This window comes from Pseudonocardia abyssalis (assembly GCF_019263705.2).
GTDB lineage: Bacteria > Actinomycetota > Actinomycetes > Mycobacteriales > Pseudonocardiaceae > Pseudonocardia > Pseudonocardia abyssalis.
Map to the genome: position 1 here is coordinate 5261061 of NZ_JADQDK010000001.1, position 17239 is coordinate 5278299.

Below are 17239 nucleotides of genomic sequence, written 5' to 3' on the forward strand. Positions count from 1 at the left end.
GTGTCTCGACGAGGCTACCAGCGCGAACACGCGTACCCGGCACCGGCACGGGCCCGGTGCGGGGAGTGCGCACCGGAGACCGCCGGTGCCGGACACTATCCTCGGCACCATGCTCATCGGGGCCCATGTGTACGAGGACGACCCGGTCGCCACGGCGGCCGAACGGGGCGCCGACATCGTGCAGATGTTCCTGGCCGATCCGCAGGGCTGGAAGAAGCCGCCGCCGCACCCGCAGGCCGCGGAGCTGCGCGCGAGCGATGTCGCGGTCGTCGTGCACTCCCCCTACGTCGTCAACCTCGCCTCGCTCAACAACCGCGTCCGCATCCCGTCGCGCAAGCTCGTCGTGCAGCACGCGGAGGCCGCGGCCGAGGTCGGGGCGATCGGGCTGGTCGTGCACGGCGGGCACGTCACGCAGGGGGAGGACGCCGCCACCGGCGTCGACAACTGGCGCAAGTTCTTCTCCCGCCAGGCCGACGACGGCGGCTTCGCGGTGCCCATCCTCATCGAGAACACCGCGGGCGGCGACCACGCGATGGCCCGCCGCTTCGACGCGCTGGCCCGGCTGTGGGACGCGATCGGCGAGTTCGGCGCGGGGTTCTGCCTCGACACCTGCCACGCGTACGCGGGCGGCGAGGAGCTCGTCGGTGTCGTCGACCGGGCGCGGGCGATCACCGGCCGGATCGACCTGGTGCACCTCAACAACTCCCGCGACGGGTTCGACTCCGCGCGCGACCGGCACGCCAACATCGACTCCGGCACCATCGAGCCCGACGTGTTGGCCGCCGTGTGCGCCGCCGCCGACGCGCCGGTGGTGGTCGAGACCCCGGCCGAGGGCCAGGCGAAGGACATCGCGTTCCTCCGTGAGCGGCTGACGCGGTGACGCGCACGGCCCTCGACGTCCCGCGGGCGCCCGAGCGGGCCGCCCGCGGCGCCGGGGCCGGCACGCGGGTCGTCGTCGCCGTCCTCGTACTGCTCACCGGCCTGACGATGCTGCTGGGCTATGCGAACAAGGCGCGCTGCACCGGCCCGGAGTACGACGCGGCGGGCCGCAGCCAGCCCGACTACGATATCCGCGTCGACCGCGACGTCTGCTACTCCGACATCCAGTACCTGTGGCTGGGCCGCGACGTCGACAAGCACGTCTTCCCCTACGTCTCCGGGTCGATCACCCCCGACGGACAGCTCGTCGGCGGGGTCGTCGAGTACCCGGTGCTCACCGGGCTGCTGATCTGGGCGGGCGCGTTCTTCGCCCACACCGACGGCGCGTTCCTGCTCGCCTCAGCGGTGCTGATGGCCCCGTTCGGTCTGCTCACCGGCTGGATGCTGGGGCGGCTCGCGCGCTGGCGGGCACTGCTGTGGGCGGTCGGGCCGCCGCTGGTGCTCTACGCCTTCCACAACTGGGACCTGCCGGTCGTCGCCTGCGCGGTGGGCGCGATCTACGTGATGCACGGGCGGGGTGGCGACCGCCCGCTCGCCGACCGGGCCACCGTCGCCGCGGTGCTGCTCGGGCTGGGCTTCGCGCTCAAGCTGTACCCGGGCGCGTTCGTGCTGCCGCTGGCCCTGTACGTGCTCGCGCAGTCGCGGCCCGGCTCGCTCGACTGGCGCGGTGCGCTGCGCGTCCCGCTCGCCGCCGCGGCCACGGTCGTGCTGGTCAACCTGCCGTTCGCGGTGATCGGCTACGAGGGATGGCGGGCGTCGTTCACCTTCCAGCAGCTGCGCAACGTCGACCTCACGACGAACTCGATCTGGTACTGGGGCTTCCGTCCCGGGTCCGACCCGGAGAACCTCGACTTCCAGGACGCGGTCGACCTCGTCTCGCCGCTGCTGGTGCTGCTCGCGTTCGCGGTGGCCGCCGGGGTGGGCTGGTGGCGGTTCCGGCGCGAGGGCAGCTACCCGTGGATCGCGGTGAGCGCGGCGATGCTGTGCGGGTTCATGCTGCTGCACAAGGTCCACTCGCCGCAGTACACGCTGTGGCTGCTGCCGTTCCTCGTGCTGCTCGCGGTGCCGTGGAGCTGGATCGCGGCGTACCTCGTCGCCGACGCGGTCATGGGCATCGGGATCTTCCGCTGGTTCTACGCGTTCAAGGCCGGCGAGGGCGGCATCTACGACGGGGTGGCGGCCCAGGCCGTCGTGGTCGGGGTGTGGGGCCGGGCGGTGCTGCTGGTCGTGCTGTTCGTGATGTTCCTGAGGCTGCCCGATCCCCTCTCCCGGGGCGGGGTCAGCGCCACGCGAACACCGGCTGCTCCAGGTGCGCCACCCGCGTAGCCCGCCCGTGCAGCACGACCTCGCGGAACTGGTGGAGCACGGCGCCGGTGGGGGCGTGCACGAAGCGGTCGAACAACGGGAGCTGGATCACCGGTGCGTCCGACTCCGGGATCGTGAGGAAGCGCGGCTCCACGTCGATCAGCTCCAGCGGCACCCGGTGCACCTCGCCCACCTCGTCGGGGTTCGGCGTCAGCTCGCCGACGGGCCCCGCCCACAGGACGACCGGCGTGATGACGTAGCCGGAGCGCGTGGCGTAGTCGTCGAGAACCCCGATCTCGGCGGAGTCGTCGAGTCCGAGACCCAGCTCCTCGAACAGCTCGCGCCGGGCCGTCTCGCCCGGGCCCTCGCCCGGGTCGGTGCGGCCACCGGGCAGCGCCCACTGCCCGGTGTGGCGGCGCAGCGTCGACGCGCGGCGGGTCAGCAGGAACGCCGGGCCCGCAGGCTCCTCGACGAGGACGATCCCCACCGCGGAGCGCTTGAGGTCCGGGCGGTCGATCGGCCACGCGCTGAAGGCCGCCAGTGCCGTGGCGACGTCGGATCGGTCGGTCATGCCGCGACCTTGACGGGTGCGACGGGCGAGGGCCAGTCGGGGTCCTCCAGGCCGACGGCGCGCACCGGATCGGTGACGGGCCGCAGGACCGAGCGGACCACCAGGACGCACAGCCCGACCACGGCGGCGTCGCGCAACAGCACCGCGCCGAGGAACCACTCCGGGGGCAGGCCCATGTTCGCCGGGGTCAGGTAGTAGTACATCCGCGGGACCCAGACCAGCGCGTCGATCAGCATCCAGGCCAACAGGATCGGGGCGCGGGGCAGCGCGAGTACCGCCAGCGGCACCAGCCAGAGCGAGTACTGCGGGCTCCACACCTTGTTGACCAGCAGGAACGCCGCGACGACGAGGAAGGCGAGCGACGCGAGCCGCGGTGTCCGGGGTGCCCACCAGGCGAGGGCCGCGATCGCGGCGCAGCACAGGGCGAACAGCACCAGCGAGACGAGGTTGAGCACCGCGGGCGGCTCACCGGGGGCCAGTTGCCCGTCGAAGCCGGCCCAGCCGCTGAAGTGGCTGATCGCGAAGTAGATCGAGTCGGGGTCGGCGGGGCGGGTCTGGTTGAGCCGGAAGAACTCCGCCCACCCGACGGGCCAGGCGAGCGCCACCGGCAGGTTGACGGCCACGACCGTCACCAGCGCGGCCCCGGCCGTGCGCAGGGCGGGGGCGAGCCCACCGGAGCCGTCGTACCACCGGCGGAGCCCCACCAGCAGGATCGGTCCGAGCAGCAGCAGCGGGTAGAACTTGAAGCCGCCGCCGATCCCGAGCAGCACCCCCGCGAGCAGCGGCCGGTTGCGGGCGAGCGCGAGCATCCCGGCGGTGGCCGCGGCCACGGCGAGCGCGTCGAAGTTGGTGAACACGTGCACGGCGACCAGCGGGGACAGGGCCACCAACACGGCGTCCCACGGCCGCGACGGGCGCAGCGCGTGCACCGCCCACACCGTGACCAGCCACGCCAGCGCCAGCCAGGCCGCGGACACGTCGAAGTAGACGACGACTGGCAGCCCGGACGGCAGCCAGCCGACCGCGTCGGCCATCACCCGCCAGCCGTCGGCGAACCGGGCCGCCGCCCACTGGTGGAACCCGGTGAGCACCGGGTACTCCATGTACCGCACCGCCTCGTCCGGCTCGCCCGCGTTCTCGAACCACGGGTCGCGGTACGGCAGCGCCGACGGGTCGTCGAGGTTCTCGATGCTCCACAGCGGGACGGTGTCGGAGTAGCACATCGCGACGTACTGGCGGCTCTCGCGCCAGTCCAGCGCCAAGCCGCCCTCGTCGGTTCTGTACTGCTGCAGGCACGGCGACTTGCCCAGCCAGCCGAGCGCGAGGACGGCCACGGCCACCAGCAGGACCACCCGCAGAGGCGTCCAGAATGCCGATCGCCCGATCAACGCGTGGCGACCCAACGGCCCCCCGACGACCCGGCTCGCGGCCGCCGCCAGCGGCTCCGACCACGTCGGGACGACCCGGACGGCCGGCCGCGCGGGATCGGCCGACTCCTGCGTCCCGACGCCGCGGGGTCCTGTCGCGGGGTCGGGACGGTTCACCCGTCGCCGTCGCTGTTGCCGGGATTGCTGTCGAGGAAGCCGCCGAACGTGCTGTCGCCGTTGCCGTTGCCGTCGCCGCTGTTCCCGCTGTCGCCGTTCCCGTCGTTGTTGCCGTTGCCGTTGCCGTTGTCCCCGTTGCCGGAGTCGCCGTCGCCGTTGTTGTCGCCGTTGTTGTCGCCGTCGCGGCTGTCGGAGCTCTCGTCCCCGGAGCTGCTGTCCGGCTCGGGGGTGGCGGTCGGCTCGACGTACGGCGGCGCACCCAGCGCGACGAACGGGGAGAACTCCTCGTTCGGCGTGCCGCGCAGCGCCGCGTTCATGTAGCTCTGCCAGATCGAGCCCGGGATCATGCGGCCGTAGATGGGCGAGCCGCCCGCGGTCTGGATCGGCTTGCTGCCGTCGGTACCGAGCCACACGGCGGTGGCCAGCGACGGCGTGTAGCCGACCATCCACGCGTCCTTGTTCTGCCGGTCGAGCGTGGGGTGCTGCTGGGTGCCGGTCTTGCCGGCCACCTCGCGGCCGCCGGAGAGCCCGATGCGCGAGGACTCGGCGACGGCGAGCATCGACTCGGTGACGTTGCGGGCGATGCCCGGGTCGATCCGCTGCTCGCCCGCGCTCTCGGCCCGCTCGTAGAGCACGCGACCGTCGGCCGCCGTGACCCGCGAGACCAGGAACGGCTCGTGGTACACCCCGTTCGCCGCGAGCGTGGCGTACGCCGACGCCATGTCGATCGGGTGGACGTCCTGGTCGCCGAGCGCGACCCCGCCGCGGGCCTCGTTGAACAGGTTGTCCGGGATGCCGAGGGCGTGCGCGGTGTCGATCACGTTCTGTGGCCCGGCGTCGAGGCCGAGCTGGTAGAAGATCGTGTTGATCGAGCGCGTCATCGCCGTCTCGACGGTGCACCGGGCGCAGTCGAAGCCCTCGGAGTTGTCGACGACGGTGCCGGCGAGCGTCTGCCCCGACGATCCGTCGTAGGTGCTGCCCAGGCCGATGGACGGGTCGCGCGCCATCGCCGCGGCCAGCACGAACGGCTTGAACGACGAGCCCGGCGGGCGCAGGCCCTGCCCGGCGTAGTCGGTGCCCTGCCCGTCGCTACCGCCGTAGTAGGACTGGATCGCGCCGGTGCGCGGATCGATCGCCACGAGCGCGGTGCGCAGGTCGGGGTCCTCGCCGTCGAGCTGTTCGACGGCGGCCTCGGCCGCCTCCCGCTGCCGCGCCGGGTCGACGGTGGTGGTGACCGTCAGGCCCTCGGTGTTGAACTCGCCCTCGGTGACGATGCCCCGGGCGATGACCTCGTCGCGGGCCCGCTCGTAGATGTGCCCGCGGTCGTCGGCAGGGATGCCGTCGAGGGCCGGTGCCTCCGGCAGGTAGTTCGTCGGGAACGCGTCGGCGGCGCGCTCCTGCGGGGTGATGAACCCCGCGTCGACCATCTGGTCCATGACGTAGGTCCAGCGTCGCTGCGACCCCTCGAGGTCCTTCGCCGGGTCCCAGCGCGACGGCGCCTGGATCATGCCGGCCAGCATCGCGCCCTCGGAGACGGTGAGGTCCTTGACGTCCTTGCCGAAGAACGCCTGGCTGGCCGCCTGGATTCCGTAGGAGCTGCGGCCCATGTAGATGACGTTGAGGTAGTTCTCGAGGATCTCGTCCTTGGTCTGCTCGCGGGTGATCTTCACCGCGAGCACGACCTCCTTGTACTTGCGGATCAGCGAGAAGTCGTCCTCCCCGGTGATCACCTTGACGTACTGCTGCGTGATCGTGGACCCGCCGCCGACGCCGCCGGTGAGCTGGTTGTAGACCGCTCGCAGGATGCCGGTGATGTCGAAGCCGGGGTCGCTGTAGAACGAGCGGTTCTCGGCGGCGAGCACGGCCTGCCGGACGGGCACGGGGACCTCGTCGAGCAGGACGACCCGGCGGTTGACCCCCTCGGGACGCACGGTGGCCAGCGGTGAGCCGTCGGCGAAGGTGAACTGCGAGACCTGGTCGACCGCCAGCTCGTCGGAGGACGGCACCGGGAAGATCAGCCAGCCGACGACGAACGCGATCACCGGGCCCAGGATCAGCAGACCGAGCAGGACGTAGATCGCGCGCCGGACCCGGGACCACACGCTGCGGCCGCGGGGCGCGGGGCCCCGCCGTTCGGGACGGCTCTCGCGCTCGGGCCGCTCGGCCAACGCGACGGCGTGGGTGCGGGCGACCGCCGCGGATCCGGTCTCCTCGTGGGTGAGCAGCGGCATGTCGCCGGAGCGGTACGGGGCGCGCTCCTCGGGGGCCGCGGGGGGCAGGTGGCGCTGCGGGGGGACCCGGCCGGGCGGCGGCGCCGGCGGCCCGGCCTGGCGCGGACCGCCGGGGCGGGCCCCGGGCGGCGGACCGTACGAGCCGGGCGGCGGCCCGTACGGGGCCTGCGCGTGCGGGGCCTGCGCGGGCGGGGGCTGCGCGTGCGGGGGTTGCGCGTGCGGCGCGCCGCCCGGGCGCTGCGGGCGGGGCGGGGGAACGGGACCCGGTCGGGGACCGGCGGGCAGGTCCGCGTGGCCGGGGGGACGTCCCCTGCCGAGGCGGGGGTCGCGCTGGTCGGTCACCACTGGCTCCTGTGGATCGGGGGTGTCCGGTACACGCGCCGCGAGTGTGGGGAGTTCACTCGGCCGCGGTCCGGCGTCGCTTGGTGGGGGCTCCGGTGCCCAGTGCGTAGGACAGGACGAGGTGGTTCCAGCTGCAGGTCCGGCAGACCTCGACGACATAGACGGAGAAGTCGTCGTAGTGCGTGGCCAGCTCGTCGAGCTCGGCGGGCTTGCGCGCCGAGCCGGAGGCGTGCTTCAGCGCGTCGCCGAAGATCCACGACACGTTCGTCAGGTTCTCCCTGTGGCACAGCGGGCAGGGCAGGTCGGTCTGCTCGCCGTGGAAGCGGGCGGCCCGGAGCAGGTACGGGCCCGCGTCGCAGACCGACGCCGCACCGACCCGTCCGGAGGCGACGTCGGCGAGCAGCGCCCGGCGCTGCAACGCGTAGTCGACCACCTGCCGCTGGGTGCGCACCCGGTCAGGGTACGCGGGCCGCCGGAGGGGGTGGGGAGAACGCCCGGTGACCGGCCCGACGAGCGGTCGGTGATCGGCGGGTGGTCGGCTCCGACCGCAGTGACGAGTGTCTCGACCCGTCGCGCAGATGTATCGCGGCGATATGATGGGTCGGAACAACGGCGTCGACGAAACGGGCCCACAGGGGCAGGAGGGGGTCCGCGTGCTGGAGCTGGCGATCCTCGGCCTGCTCCACGAGGCGTCCGCGCACGGCTACGAGTTGCGCAAGCAGCTCGGGGTCCGGTTGGGCGGGTTCCGTCTCTTCTCCTACGGCTCGCTCTACCCGGCCCTGCGCCGGCTCACCCGGGCCGGGCTCATCGTCGAGGACACCGGCCCGGAGTCCGAGCCGGGCGCGTGGTCGCGGCGCGGCAGGAAGGTCTACCGGATCACCGCGGAGGGCAAGGAGCGCTTCGCGGAACTGCTGTCCGAGTCGGGGCCGCAGGCATGGGACGACGAGAGCTTCGGCGTCCACCTCGCGTTCTTCTCGCGGACCCCCGCCGAGGCCAGGATGCGGATCCTGGAGGGCAGGCGCCGGGCCGTCGAGGAGCGCCGGGAAGGTCTGCGCTCCGCGCTCGCCAGGGCCGGCGAGCAGATCGACCGCTACACCCGCGAGTTGCACCAGCTGGGGCTCGACACCTCCGAGCGCGAGGTCCGCTGGCTTAACGAACTGATCGAGAACGAACGGGCGGAGCGCCGCGACGCCCCCGAGACCCACCCCGAGTGAGAAGGAGCCGGCCATGAGCCAGGTTCGTGTCGCCATCGTCGGCGTCGGCAACTGCGCCGCGTCGCTCGTCCAGGGCGTGCAGTACTACGCCGACGCCGACCCCACACAGCGCGTCCCCGGCCTGATGCACGTCGACTTCGGCGGCTACCACGTCCGCGACATCGAGTTCGTCGCCGCGTTCGACGTGGACGCCAAGAAGGTCGGCCGCGACCTCTCCGAGGCCATCGGCGCCAGCCAGAACAACACCATCAAGATCGCCGACGTGCCGCCGCTGGACGTGCCGGTGCAGCGCGGCCACACGCTCGACGGGCTGGGTCGCTTCTACCGCGAGACGATCACCGAGGCGGACGAGGAGGCCGTGGACGTCGCCCGGGTGCTCCGCGAGACCCGCGCCGACGTGCTCGTGTCCTATCTGCCCGTCGGGAGCGAGGCGGCCGACCGCTACTACGCCCAGGCGGCCATCGACGCGAACGTGGCGTTCGTCAACGCACTGCCGGTGTTCATCGCCTCCGACCCGGTGTGGGCCGAGAAGTTCCGCGCCGCGGGCGTGCCGATCGTCGGCGACGACATCAAGAGCCAGGTGGGCGCCACCATCACCCACCGCGTGCTGGCGAAGCTGTTCGAGGACCGCGGCGTGCAGCTCGACCGCACGATGCAGCTCAACGTGGGCGGGAACATGGACTTCCTGAACATGAAGGAGCTGGAGCGGCTGGAGAGCAAGAAGGTCTCCAAGACGCAGTCGGTCACCTCGCAGGTCGACCGCGACATGGGCAAGGACAACGTCCACATCGGCCCGTCCGACTACGTCGCGTGGCTCGACGACCGCAAGTGGGCCTACGTCCGCCTCGAGGGCCGCGCGTTCGGCGACGTCCCGCTGAGCCTGGAGTACAAGCTCGAGGTCTGGGACTCGCCCAACTCCGCCGGCATCATCATCGACGCCGTGCGCGCCGCGAAGATCGCCAAGGACCGCGGCATCGGCGGCCCGATCCTGTCGGCGAGCAGCTACTTCATGAAGTCCCCGCCGGTGCAGTACAGCGACAGCGAGGCCCGCGACGCGGTCGAGGACTTCATCCGGGGCGACCGGAACGACTGACACCCCCACTTCTGGTTGCAGCATGGCCACCTTCACGCCGCCCGGTTGCGTGAAGGTGGCCATGCTGCAGTGCGGGCTGGTGAAGCCTGTCACCGCGACTCGTCGGCGGAACGGGGTTGGCCCTAGCCTGTTCTCGCGCCACCGACGACGGCGGCGCGACGTCCGGTACCCGCCCGCGGGACCGGAACGGGTTGAAGGAGTGGCGATGGCGGTCGGCCGTCCCGCGCGCCTCGCCGTCGGAGTGGTCTCCGCCGGGCGGGTGGGCGCGGTCCTCGGGGCCGCGCTGGCCGCTGCGGGCCACCACGTCGTCGCCACCTCCGGGGTGTCCCGCGACTCGGTGCGCCGTGCGGAGGCACTGCTCCCCGGCGTACCGCTGAAGTCGCCCGACGACGTCGTCGCGGGCGTCGACCTCGCCCTGCTCGCCGTCCCCGACGACGTGCTGCCCGGGCTGGTCCGCGGATTCGCCGCCGCGGGTTGCTTCCGCCCCGGCCAGATCGTCGTGCACACCTCGGGGGCGCACGGGGTCGGCGTCCTCGCCCCCGCCGTCGAGCACGGGGTGCTGCCGCTCGCACTGCACCCGGTGCTGACGTTCACCGGCCGCGCCGAGGACGTCGCCCGGCTCGCCGGCGCCTGTGTCGGGGTCACCGCGACCGAGGGCGACGAGGTCGGATGGAGCGTCGGCGAGGCCCTCGTCGTCGAGATGGGGGCGGAGCCGGTCCGCGTGCCCGAGGCCGTCCGGCCGCTCTACCACGCCGCACTCGCGCACGGCGCGAACCACCTGGTCACGCTCGTGCGCGACTGCGCCGACCTGCTCGAGCGCGCCGGCGTCCACCCCGCCGAGCGGCTCATCGCGCCGCTGCTCTCGGCCGCTCTGGACAATGCGCTGCGCCACGGCGACCGCGCGCTCACCGGGCCGGTGGCGCGCGGCGACGCCGGCACCGTCGCGGTCCACCTGCGTGAGCTCGACGCCGCCGACCCCGATCTCGCGCGCACCTACCGTGCGCTCGCCACCCGGACCGCGCACCGCGCGCGGGCCGCCGGACTGCTCCCCGACCACGCCGCGCAGGACGTGCTGCGCACCCTGCAGGAGGACCCGACGTGAACGAGCTCGCGAGATCACCATCAGACGCAGGACCCTCGGTCGCGGGTGCGTCGAGCGTCGGCGAGGAGCTGTCGTGACCTCGACGAAGCCGCGGACGTTCACCGCGGGCCGGCTCACCGTGCACGCCGACCCCTCGGGGCTGCACGCCGTCACACGCACGTTGAAGGGCGCCGGGCGACGGATCGCGCTCGTCCCGACGATGGGTGCGCTGCACGACGGGCACCGCGAGCTGATCCGGCACGCGCGGCTGGCCAAGGGCGCGTCGGTCACGGTCGTGTCGATCTTCGTCAACCCGCTGCAGTTCGGCGCGGGCGAGGACCTGGAGCGCTACCCGCGGCCGTTGGAGGCCGACCTGGAGATCTGCCGCGAGGAGGGCGTCGAGCTGGTCTTCACCCCGGGCGTCGAGGACATGTACCCGGCCGGGGCCGACACCACCGTCGCCCCGGGCGCGCTCGGGTCCGTCATGGAGGGCGCGGTCCGGCCCGGGCACTTCGCCGGCGTGCTGACGGTCGTGTCGAAGCTGTTCCACGTCGTCGCACCCGACGTCGCGTACTTCGGGGAGAAGGACTACCAGCAGCTCGTGCTCGTCAGGAAGATGGCGCGCGATCTGGACTTCCCGCTCGACGTCGTCGGCGTCCCCACCGTCCGTGAGGACGACGGCGTGGCGCTGTCGAGCCGCAACGCCTACCTCTCCGACGCCGACCGCCCCCGCGCGGCCGCGCTGCAGGAGGCGCTCCGGGCCGGGGCGTCGGTCTCGGCCCACGGTCCCGACGCCGTCCTGGAGGCGGCCGGTGCGGTCCTCGCACGGGAACCCGCGCTGGTGCTCGACTACCTCGAGCTCCGCGATCCCGACCTGCGTCCCGACGTGCAGCAGGGGAAGGCGCGGCTGCTCGTCGCCGCGCGTCTGGGCACGACCCGGCTGATCGACAACATCACGATCCAGCTGCCCGGGGTGGCGTAGCGCCGTGCTGCTCTGCGTCGACGTCGGCAACACCCAGATCGCGCTCGGTGTCTACCCCGACATCGACCCCGACGTCGTGCGCCCGGCCCTGCTGCGGGACTGGCGCATGCGCACCGACCCGCGGATGACCGGCGACGAGCTGGAGGTCGCGTTCGGCGGCCTGCTCGGCCGGTACGCCGACCAGGTCACGGGCGTGGCCGCGCTGTCGACGGTGCCGAGCCTGCTGCGCGAGCTGCGGATGCTCATCGAGCGCCGCGGCGACCCGGCGGTGATCGTCGGGCCGGGCGTGCGCACCGGCGTCCCCCTACTGGTCGACAACCCGCGCGAGGTCGGCGCCGACCGCGTCATGAACACCCTCGCCGCGCACCGCATGTTCGGCACGGCATGCGTCGTCGTCGACTTCGGGACGTCGACGAACATCGACGTCGTCTCGGCGAAGGGCGAGTTCCTCGGCGGTGCGCTGGCCCCGGGCATCGAGATCTCGATGGACGCCCTCGCCGCCCGCGCGGCCGCGCTGCGCACCGTGGAGTTCGTCGCGCCGCGGTCGGTGATCGGCAAGAACACCGTCGAGTGCCTGCAGTCCGGCGTGCTCTACGGCTTCGCCGGCCAGGTCGACGGCCTGGTCCGCCGCATCCTCGCCGAGCTCGGCCCGAAGGCCGGCCCGGTGACGGTGCTCGGCACCGGCGGCCTCGCCCCGCTGATGACCGGGGTGTCCGACACGATCACCGAGTACGTCCCCGACCTCACCCTGGTCGGTCTGCGCCTGACCTACCTGCGCAACGCCGAGGTGCCCGTCACGGCAGCCGGACGGCCCGCCGCCCGTCGGTGACGACCGGCGGCACGAACTCCCCGCCGCTCGTGTCCGGGTGCGCCGCCAGGTAGCCGCGGATCCGGTCGGACGCCGCCTCGCGGTCGACCGGCCGGCGCCGCCCGCGAGGGCACGGACGACCGGCGGCAGGCGGTGCAGCCCGGCGAGCATCCCCGGGTCCGGCTCGACGGCCGTGACCCGCGTCGAGCGGACAGCGAGCGGGTGATCCGGCCCGTGCCCGCCACGAGGTCGACCACCTGCGGCGACGGCCGGTCGGCCACCGGGGCGAGCGCCCAGACGACGGCGTCGGGTGCGTGGTGCGGGCGGCGCTCGGCGTACGCGGCAGCCACGGACCCGAAGACCCGGGCGCGCGGGATCCGCGACACGGGTCGGCGGTGGCGGCCGTCAGGTCCGGACCCGTGCACCGGCCGGGAACCGGTGTGCGGGCGTCACTAATCTTGGCGTGTGAGTACCGATGCGCCTGACGCCGGAGAGAACGAGCTGCCCGAGCAGATGCGGGTGCGCCGGGCCAAGCGGGCGGACATGCTCGCCGCGGGAGTCGACCCGTACCCCGTCGCGGTCGCGCGCACCACGAGCCTGCGCGCGGTCCGCGACGCCCACCCCGACCTCGAGCCGGACACGTCCACCGGCGAGGTCGTCGGCGTCACCGGACGGGTGATCTTCCTGCGCAACACCGGCAAGCTCTGCTTCGCCACGCTGCGCGAGGGCGACGGCACCGAGCTGCAGGCGATGCTGAGCCTCGCGCTCGTCGGCGACGAGGAGCTGACGCGCTGGAAGGCCAGCGTCGATCTGGGTGACCACGTGTTCGTGCACGGCGAGGTCGCGACGTCCCGCCGCGGCGAGCTGTCGGTGATGGCCGACGCGTGGGCGATGACGGCCAAGTCGGTGCGGCCGCTGCCGGTGGCGCACCGTGAGCTGTCCGAGGAGACGCGGGTGCGTCAGCGCTACGTCGACCTCATCGTGCGCCCGCAGGCCCGCGAGATGGTGCGCATGCGCTCGGATGTCGTGCGCACGGTCCGCTCCGTGCTGCACGACGCGTCGTTCGTCGAGGTGGAGACCCCGATGCTGCAGCTGCAGCACGGCGGGGCCACCGCACGCCCGTTCGTCACGCACGCGAATGCGCTCGACACGGATCTGTACCTGCGCATCGCTCCCGAGCTGTTCCTCAAGCGCTGTGTGGTGGGCGGTATCGAGCGGGTCTTCGAGATCAATCGCAACTTCCGGAACGAGGGGATCGACTCCACGCACTCGCCCGAGTTCGCGATGCTGGAGGCTTATCAGGCCTACGCCACCTACGACGACATGGCGAACCTCACTCAGCGACTCGTGGTCGAGAGCGCACGCGCCGTGTTCGGTTCCACGGTCGTGCGCCATGGGGACGGGTCGGAACACGATCTCGGCGGTGAGTGGCGCTCGGTCACCCTCCACGACGCGGTGGCCGAGGCCGTGGGCACGGATGTGAACCCGGACACGTCGGTGGCCGAACTGCAGAAGATCGCCGCCGACCGCGAGGTCGAGATCAAGGATTCCTGGGGCGCGGGCGAGATCGTGCTGGAACTGTTCGAGAAGCTGGTCGAGCACACGCTGCAGGAACCCACCTTCGTGCGCGACTACCCGGTCGAGGTCCGGCCCCTGACCAGGCAGCACCGTGACGATCCGCGCCTGGCCGAGGCATGGGACCTCATCGTCTTCGGCACCGAGCTGGCCACGGCGTACTCCGAACTCGTGGATCCGGTCGTGCAGCGCGAACGGCTCACCGCGCAGTCGTTGCTCGCCGCGGCGGGCGATGTCGAGGCCATGCAGCTCGACGAGGACTTCCTGCGCGCGATGGAGTACGGAATGCCGCCCACCGGCGGTATGGGAATGGGGATGGACCGGTTGCTGATGACGCTCACCGGCGCCGGTATTCGGGAGACGATCCTGTACCCGTTGGTGCGATCGGAGTAAGCGACCTACGCGCGAGTAGGTATGTTGTCCGGGAACGGCAGAACCGCCGTACGGGACGACAGGAACAGGGGCCTCACGGTGGCGCAGGTCAAGGAGATCCGGCTCGTCGACGATCTGGACGGGAAGTCCGCGGACGAGACCGTCGAGTTCGCGATCGACGGCAAGAGCTACGAGATCGATCTCTCGTCGAGCAATGCGGGACGGCTGCGCGACGCGTTCGCGGAATTCGTGGCGTCGGCGCGCAAGGTCGCCGGAGCCCGAGGCCGTCGCGGTTCGGCCGCCGCCGCGCGCCGTCCGGTCATCGACCGCGAGCAGAACCAGGCCATCCGCGACTGGGCCCGCAAGCGCGGGATGAAGGTCTCCGACCGGGGCCGGATCCCCTCCGAGGTGCTCGAGGCGTACCACCGGGAGAACTGATCCGGAATGCCGCGTGACCGTCACATGTTGCGACGACCACGTACGTGCGGCCCGCAACGGAGGCGCGCACCCGGGCCCGCCCGATACAGTGGCGTAGGCGCGTAGCACGGCGCAGCAGGCGAGGAGACGAAATGTTCGAGAGGTTCACCGACCGAGCAAGGCGTGTTGTCGTCCTGGCCCAAGAAGAGGCCCGGATGCTCAACCACAACTACATCGGCACCGAGCACATCCTCCTCGGCCTCATCCACGAGGGAGAGGGAGTGGCCGCCAAGGCCCTGGAGTCCCTCGGGATCGCCCTGGAGGGCGTCCGGCAGCAGGTCGAAGAGATCATCGGCCAGGGCCAGCAGGCACCGAGCGGGCACATCCCGTTCACGCCGCGGGCCAAGAAGGTCCTGGAGCTCTCGCTGCGCGAGGCGCTCCAGCTCGGCCACAACTACATCGGCACCGAGCACATCCTGCTCGGCCTGATCCGCGAGGGCGAGGGTGTCGCGGCGCAGGTCCTGGTCAAGCTGGGAGCCGACCTCAACCGGGTCCGCCAGCAGGTCCTGCAGCTGCTCTCCGGCTACCAGGGCAAGGAGCCCGCCGAGGGCGCCTCCGGTGGCCGTGGCGAGGGCACGCCCAGCTCGTCGCTGGTGCTCGACCAGTTCGGTCGCAACCTCACCCAGCAGGCCCGTGAGGGCAAGCTGGACCCGGTCATCGGCCGGGAGAAGGAGATCGAGCGGATCATGCAGGTCCTCTCCCGGAGGACCAAGAACAACCCGGTCCTGATCGGTGAGGCGGGCGTCGGCAAGACCGCGGCCGTCGAGGGCCTGGCCCAGAACATCATCAAGGGCGAGGTCCCCGAGACCCTCAAGGACAAGCAGCTCTACACGCTCGACCTGGGCTCGCTGGTCGCCGGTTCCCGCTACCGCGGTGACTTCGAGGAGCGCCTCAAGAAGGTGCTCAAGGAGATCCGCACGCGCGGCGACATCATCCTGTTCATCGACGAGATCCACACCCTCGTCGGGGCGGGTGCGGCCGAGGGCGCGATCGACGCCGCCAGCATCCTCAAGCCGATGCTGGCCCGCGGCGAGCTGCAGACGATCGGCGCCACCACGCTCGACGAGTACCGCAAGTACGTCGAGAAGGACCCGGCCCTGGAGCGTCGCTTCCAGCCGATCCAGGTCGGCGAGCCCACGGTCACGCACACCATCGAGATCCTCAAGGGTCTGCGCGACCGGTACGAGTCCCACCACCGCGTCACGATCACCGACGCGGCGCTGGTCGCGGCGGCCACGCTGGCCGACCGCTACATCTCCGACCGGTTCCTGCCCGACAAGGCGATCGACCTCATCGACGAGGCCGGCGCGCGCATGCGCATCCGCCGGATGACCGCGCCGCCGGACCTGCGCGAGTTCGACGAGAAGATCGCCAACGTCCGTCGCGACAAGGAGTCCGCGATCGACGCGCAGGACTTCGAGCGGGCGGCGAACCTGCGCGACTCGGAGAAGCAGCTCCTGGCCCAGAAGGGCGAGCGGGAGAAGCAGTGGAAGTCGGGCGACCTCGACGTCGTCGCCGAGGTCGACGAGGAGCAGATCGCCGAGGTCCTCGCGAACTGGACCGGCATCCCCGTCTTCAAGCTCACCGAGGAGGAGACCACCCGTCTCCTCAAGATGGAGGACGAGCTCCACAAGCGGATCATCGGGCAGGAGGAGGCCGTCAAGTCGGTCGCGAAGGCGATCCGCCGCACGCGCGCCGGCCTGAAGGACCCCAAGCGCCCGTCCGGCTCGTTCATCTTCGCCGGCCCGTCCGGTGTCGGTAAGACGGAGCTGTCGAAGGCGCTCGCCAACTTCCTGTTCGGCGAGGACGACGCGCTCATCCAGATCGACATGGGCGAGTTCCACGACCGCTACACCGCCTCGCGCCTGTTCGGTGCCCCTCCCGGGTACGTGGGCTACGAGGAGGGCGGCCAGCTGACGGAGAAGGTGCGTCGCAAGCCGTTCTCGGTGGTGCTGTTCGACGAGATCGAGAAGGCGCACCAGGAGATCTACAACACGCTCCTGCAGGTGCTGGAGGACGGTCGCCTGACCGACGGCCAGGGCCGCACGGTCGACTTCAAGAACACCGTCATCATCTTCACGTCCAACCTCGGTACGCAGGACATCTCCAAGGCCGTCGGCCTGGGCTTCGCCCAGAACAACGACGAGCAGTCCAACTACGAGCGGATGAAGTCGAAGGTCAACGACGAGCTGAAGAAGCACTTCCGCCCGGAGTTCCTCAACCGCATCGACGACATCGTGGTGTTCCACCAGCTCACCGAGCAGCAGATCATCACGATGGTCGACCTCATGATCACCCGGGTCGAGGGTGCGCTGGCCAACAAGGACATGGCCATCGAGCTCACCCCGGCCGCCAAGGGCCTGCTGGCCCGCCGCGGCTTCGACCCGGTGCTGGGGGCGCGGCCGCTGCGCCGCACCATCCAGCGCGAGATCGAGGACCAGCTGTCGGAGAAGATCCTGTTCGGGGAGATCTCGCCCGGGCAGATCGTGCTCGTCGACGTCGAGGGCATCGACCCCGACGCCGAGGACTCGAAGGCCGCCGACGACAAGGCCAAGTTCACCTTCCGCGGTGAGCCCAAGCCCGTCATGGTCCCCGACTCCCCGCCGGTCGACCTGGCGAAGTCGGGCGACGAGTAGTCACCCCGCACCACCGCACACGGCCCGTCGGGACTTCGGTCCCGGCGGGCCGTTCGCGTACGTTCTGCT

Annotated in this window: 14 protein-coding genes; 10 read left to right on the forward strand and 4 right to left on the reverse strand. The window is 71.8% G+C overall.

Translation table 11 applies throughout. The features are described 5' to 3' along the window. Window positions 1–109: 109 nt before the first annotated feature. Window positions 110–880, forward strand: coding sequence for a deoxyribonuclease IV (locus tag I4I81_RS25830; RefSeq protein ID WP_218604962.1), 771 nt, complete (start codon window positions 110–112; stop codon window positions 878–880). After that, the gene (locus I4I81_RS25835) at window positions 877–2265 is read left to right on the forward strand and encodes a glycosyltransferase family 87 protein (protein WP_372453662.1); all 1389 of its coding nucleotides are present in this window, start codon (window positions 877–879) and stop codon (window positions 2263–2265) included. The genes I4I81_RS25830 and I4I81_RS25835 overlap by 4 nt, the downstream gene beginning before the upstream one ends. Here the strand turns inward: I4I81_RS25835 and I4I81_RS25840 are convergent. Genes I4I81_RS25840 through I4I81_RS25855 form a run of 4 tightly spaced genes read right to left on the reverse strand, consistent with a single transcriptional unit; the run spans window position 2219 to window position 7383 of the window. Further along, complete coding sequence (locus tag I4I81_RS25840; protein ID WP_218604963.1) at window positions 2219–2815, reverse strand: NUDIX hydrolase; 597 nt, start codon at window positions 2813–2815, stop codon at window positions 2219–2221. The two genes, I4I81_RS25835 and I4I81_RS25840, sit on opposite strands and share 47 nt — an antisense overlap. After that, a complete protein-coding gene (locus tag I4I81_RS25845) occupies window positions 2812–4359 on the reverse strand; it encodes a glycosyltransferase family 87 protein (protein WP_218604964.1) in 1548 nt (515 codons plus the stop codon). The genes I4I81_RS25840 and I4I81_RS25845 overlap by 4 nt, the downstream gene beginning before the upstream one ends. Then, a complete protein-coding gene (locus tag I4I81_RS25850; RefSeq protein ID WP_226363574.1) occupies window positions 4356–6932 on the reverse strand; it encodes a transglycosylase domain-containing protein in 2577 nt (858 codons plus the stop codon). The genes I4I81_RS25845 and I4I81_RS25850 overlap by 4 nt, the downstream gene beginning before the upstream one ends. Window positions 6933–6987: 55 nt before the next feature. Next, a complete protein-coding gene (locus I4I81_RS25855; protein WP_218603148.1) occupies window positions 6988–7383 on the reverse strand; it encodes a DUF5318 family protein in 396 nt (131 codons plus the stop codon). 202 nt (window positions 7384–7585) lie between these two features. On the opposite strand from I4I81_RS25855, the gene I4I81_RS25860 reads away from it, so the two are divergent. The 8 genes from I4I81_RS25860 (at window position 7586) to I4I81_RS25895 (ending at window position 17170) form a co-directional block, all read left to right on the forward strand. Beyond that, the gene (locus I4I81_RS25860) at window positions 7586–8146 is read left to right on the forward strand and encodes a PadR family transcriptional regulator (protein ID WP_218603147.1); all 561 of its coding nucleotides are present in this window, start codon (window positions 7586–7588) and stop codon (window positions 8144–8146) included. A 13-nt stretch (window positions 8147–8159) separates the two neighbouring features. Beyond that, window positions 8160–9239: an inositol-3-phosphate synthase gene (locus tag I4I81_RS25865; RefSeq protein WP_218603146.1), complete on the forward strand. Its 1080-nt coding sequence runs from the start codon at window positions 8160–8162 to the stop codon at window positions 9237–9239. Window positions 9240–9444: 205 nt separating this feature from the next. Then, window positions 9445–10341, forward strand: coding sequence for a Rossmann-like and DUF2520 domain-containing protein (locus tag I4I81_RS25870; protein ID WP_218603145.1), 897 nt, complete (start codon window positions 9445–9447; stop codon window positions 10339–10341). 73 nt (window positions 10342–10414) lie between these two features. After that, window positions 10415–11302 carry a pantoate--beta-alanine ligase gene (gene panC / locus I4I81_RS25875; RefSeq protein ID WP_218603144.1) on the forward strand — a complete coding sequence of 296 codons (888 nt, stop codon included), beginning with the start codon at window positions 10415–10417 and terminating at the stop codon, window positions 11300–11302. A 4-nt stretch (window positions 11303–11306) separates the two neighbouring features. Further along, complete coding sequence (locus I4I81_RS25880) at window positions 11307–12131, forward strand: type III pantothenate kinase (protein ID WP_218603143.1); 825 nt, start codon at window positions 11307–11309, stop codon at window positions 12129–12131. Window positions 12132–12623: 492 nt separating this feature from the next. Beyond that, window positions 12624–14078, forward strand: a complete 1455-nt coding sequence (lysS, locus tag I4I81_RS25885) for a lysine--tRNA ligase (protein ID WP_218603149.1) — start codon at window positions 12624–12626, stop codon at window positions 14076–14078. A gap of 78 nt (window positions 14079–14156) precedes the next feature. After that, window positions 14157–14495, forward strand: coding sequence for a histone-like nucleoid-structuring protein Lsr2 (locus tag I4I81_RS25890; RefSeq protein WP_218603142.1), 339 nt, complete (start codon window positions 14157–14159; stop codon window positions 14493–14495). 131 nt (window positions 14496–14626) lie between these two features. Then, window positions 14627–17170, forward strand: coding sequence for an ATP-dependent Clp protease ATP-binding subunit (locus I4I81_RS25895; protein WP_218603141.1), 2544 nt, complete (start codon window positions 14627–14629; stop codon window positions 17168–17170). The last annotated feature ends 69 nt before the right edge of the window (window positions 17171–17239 follow it).

Excerpts from the sequence above, each read along its gene's own strand:
- I4I81_RS25895 (WP_218603141.1), top strand. The coding sequence starts at position 14,627 with ATGTTCGAGAGGTTCACCGACCGAGCAAGGCGTGTTGTCGTCCTGGCC.
- lysS (WP_218603149.1), top strand. The coding sequence starts at position 12,624 with ATGCGGGTGCGCCGGGCCAAGCGGGCGGACATGCTCGCCGCGGGAGTC.
- I4I81_RS25870 (WP_218603145.1), top strand. The coding sequence starts at position 9,445 with ATGGCGGTCGGCCGTCCCGCGCGCCTCGCCGTCGGAGTGGTCTCCGCC.
- I4I81_RS25830 (WP_218604962.1), top strand. The coding sequence starts at position 110 with ATGCTCATCGGGGCCCATGTGTACGAGGACGACCCGGTCGCCACGGCG.
- I4I81_RS25865 (WP_218603146.1), top strand. The coding sequence starts at position 8,160 with ATGAGCCAGGTTCGTGTCGCCATCGTCGGCGTCGGCAACTGCGCCGCG.
- I4I81_RS25840 (WP_218604963.1), bottom strand. The coding sequence starts at position 2,815 with ATGACCGACCGATCCGACGTCGCCACGGCACTGGCGGCCTTCAGCGCG.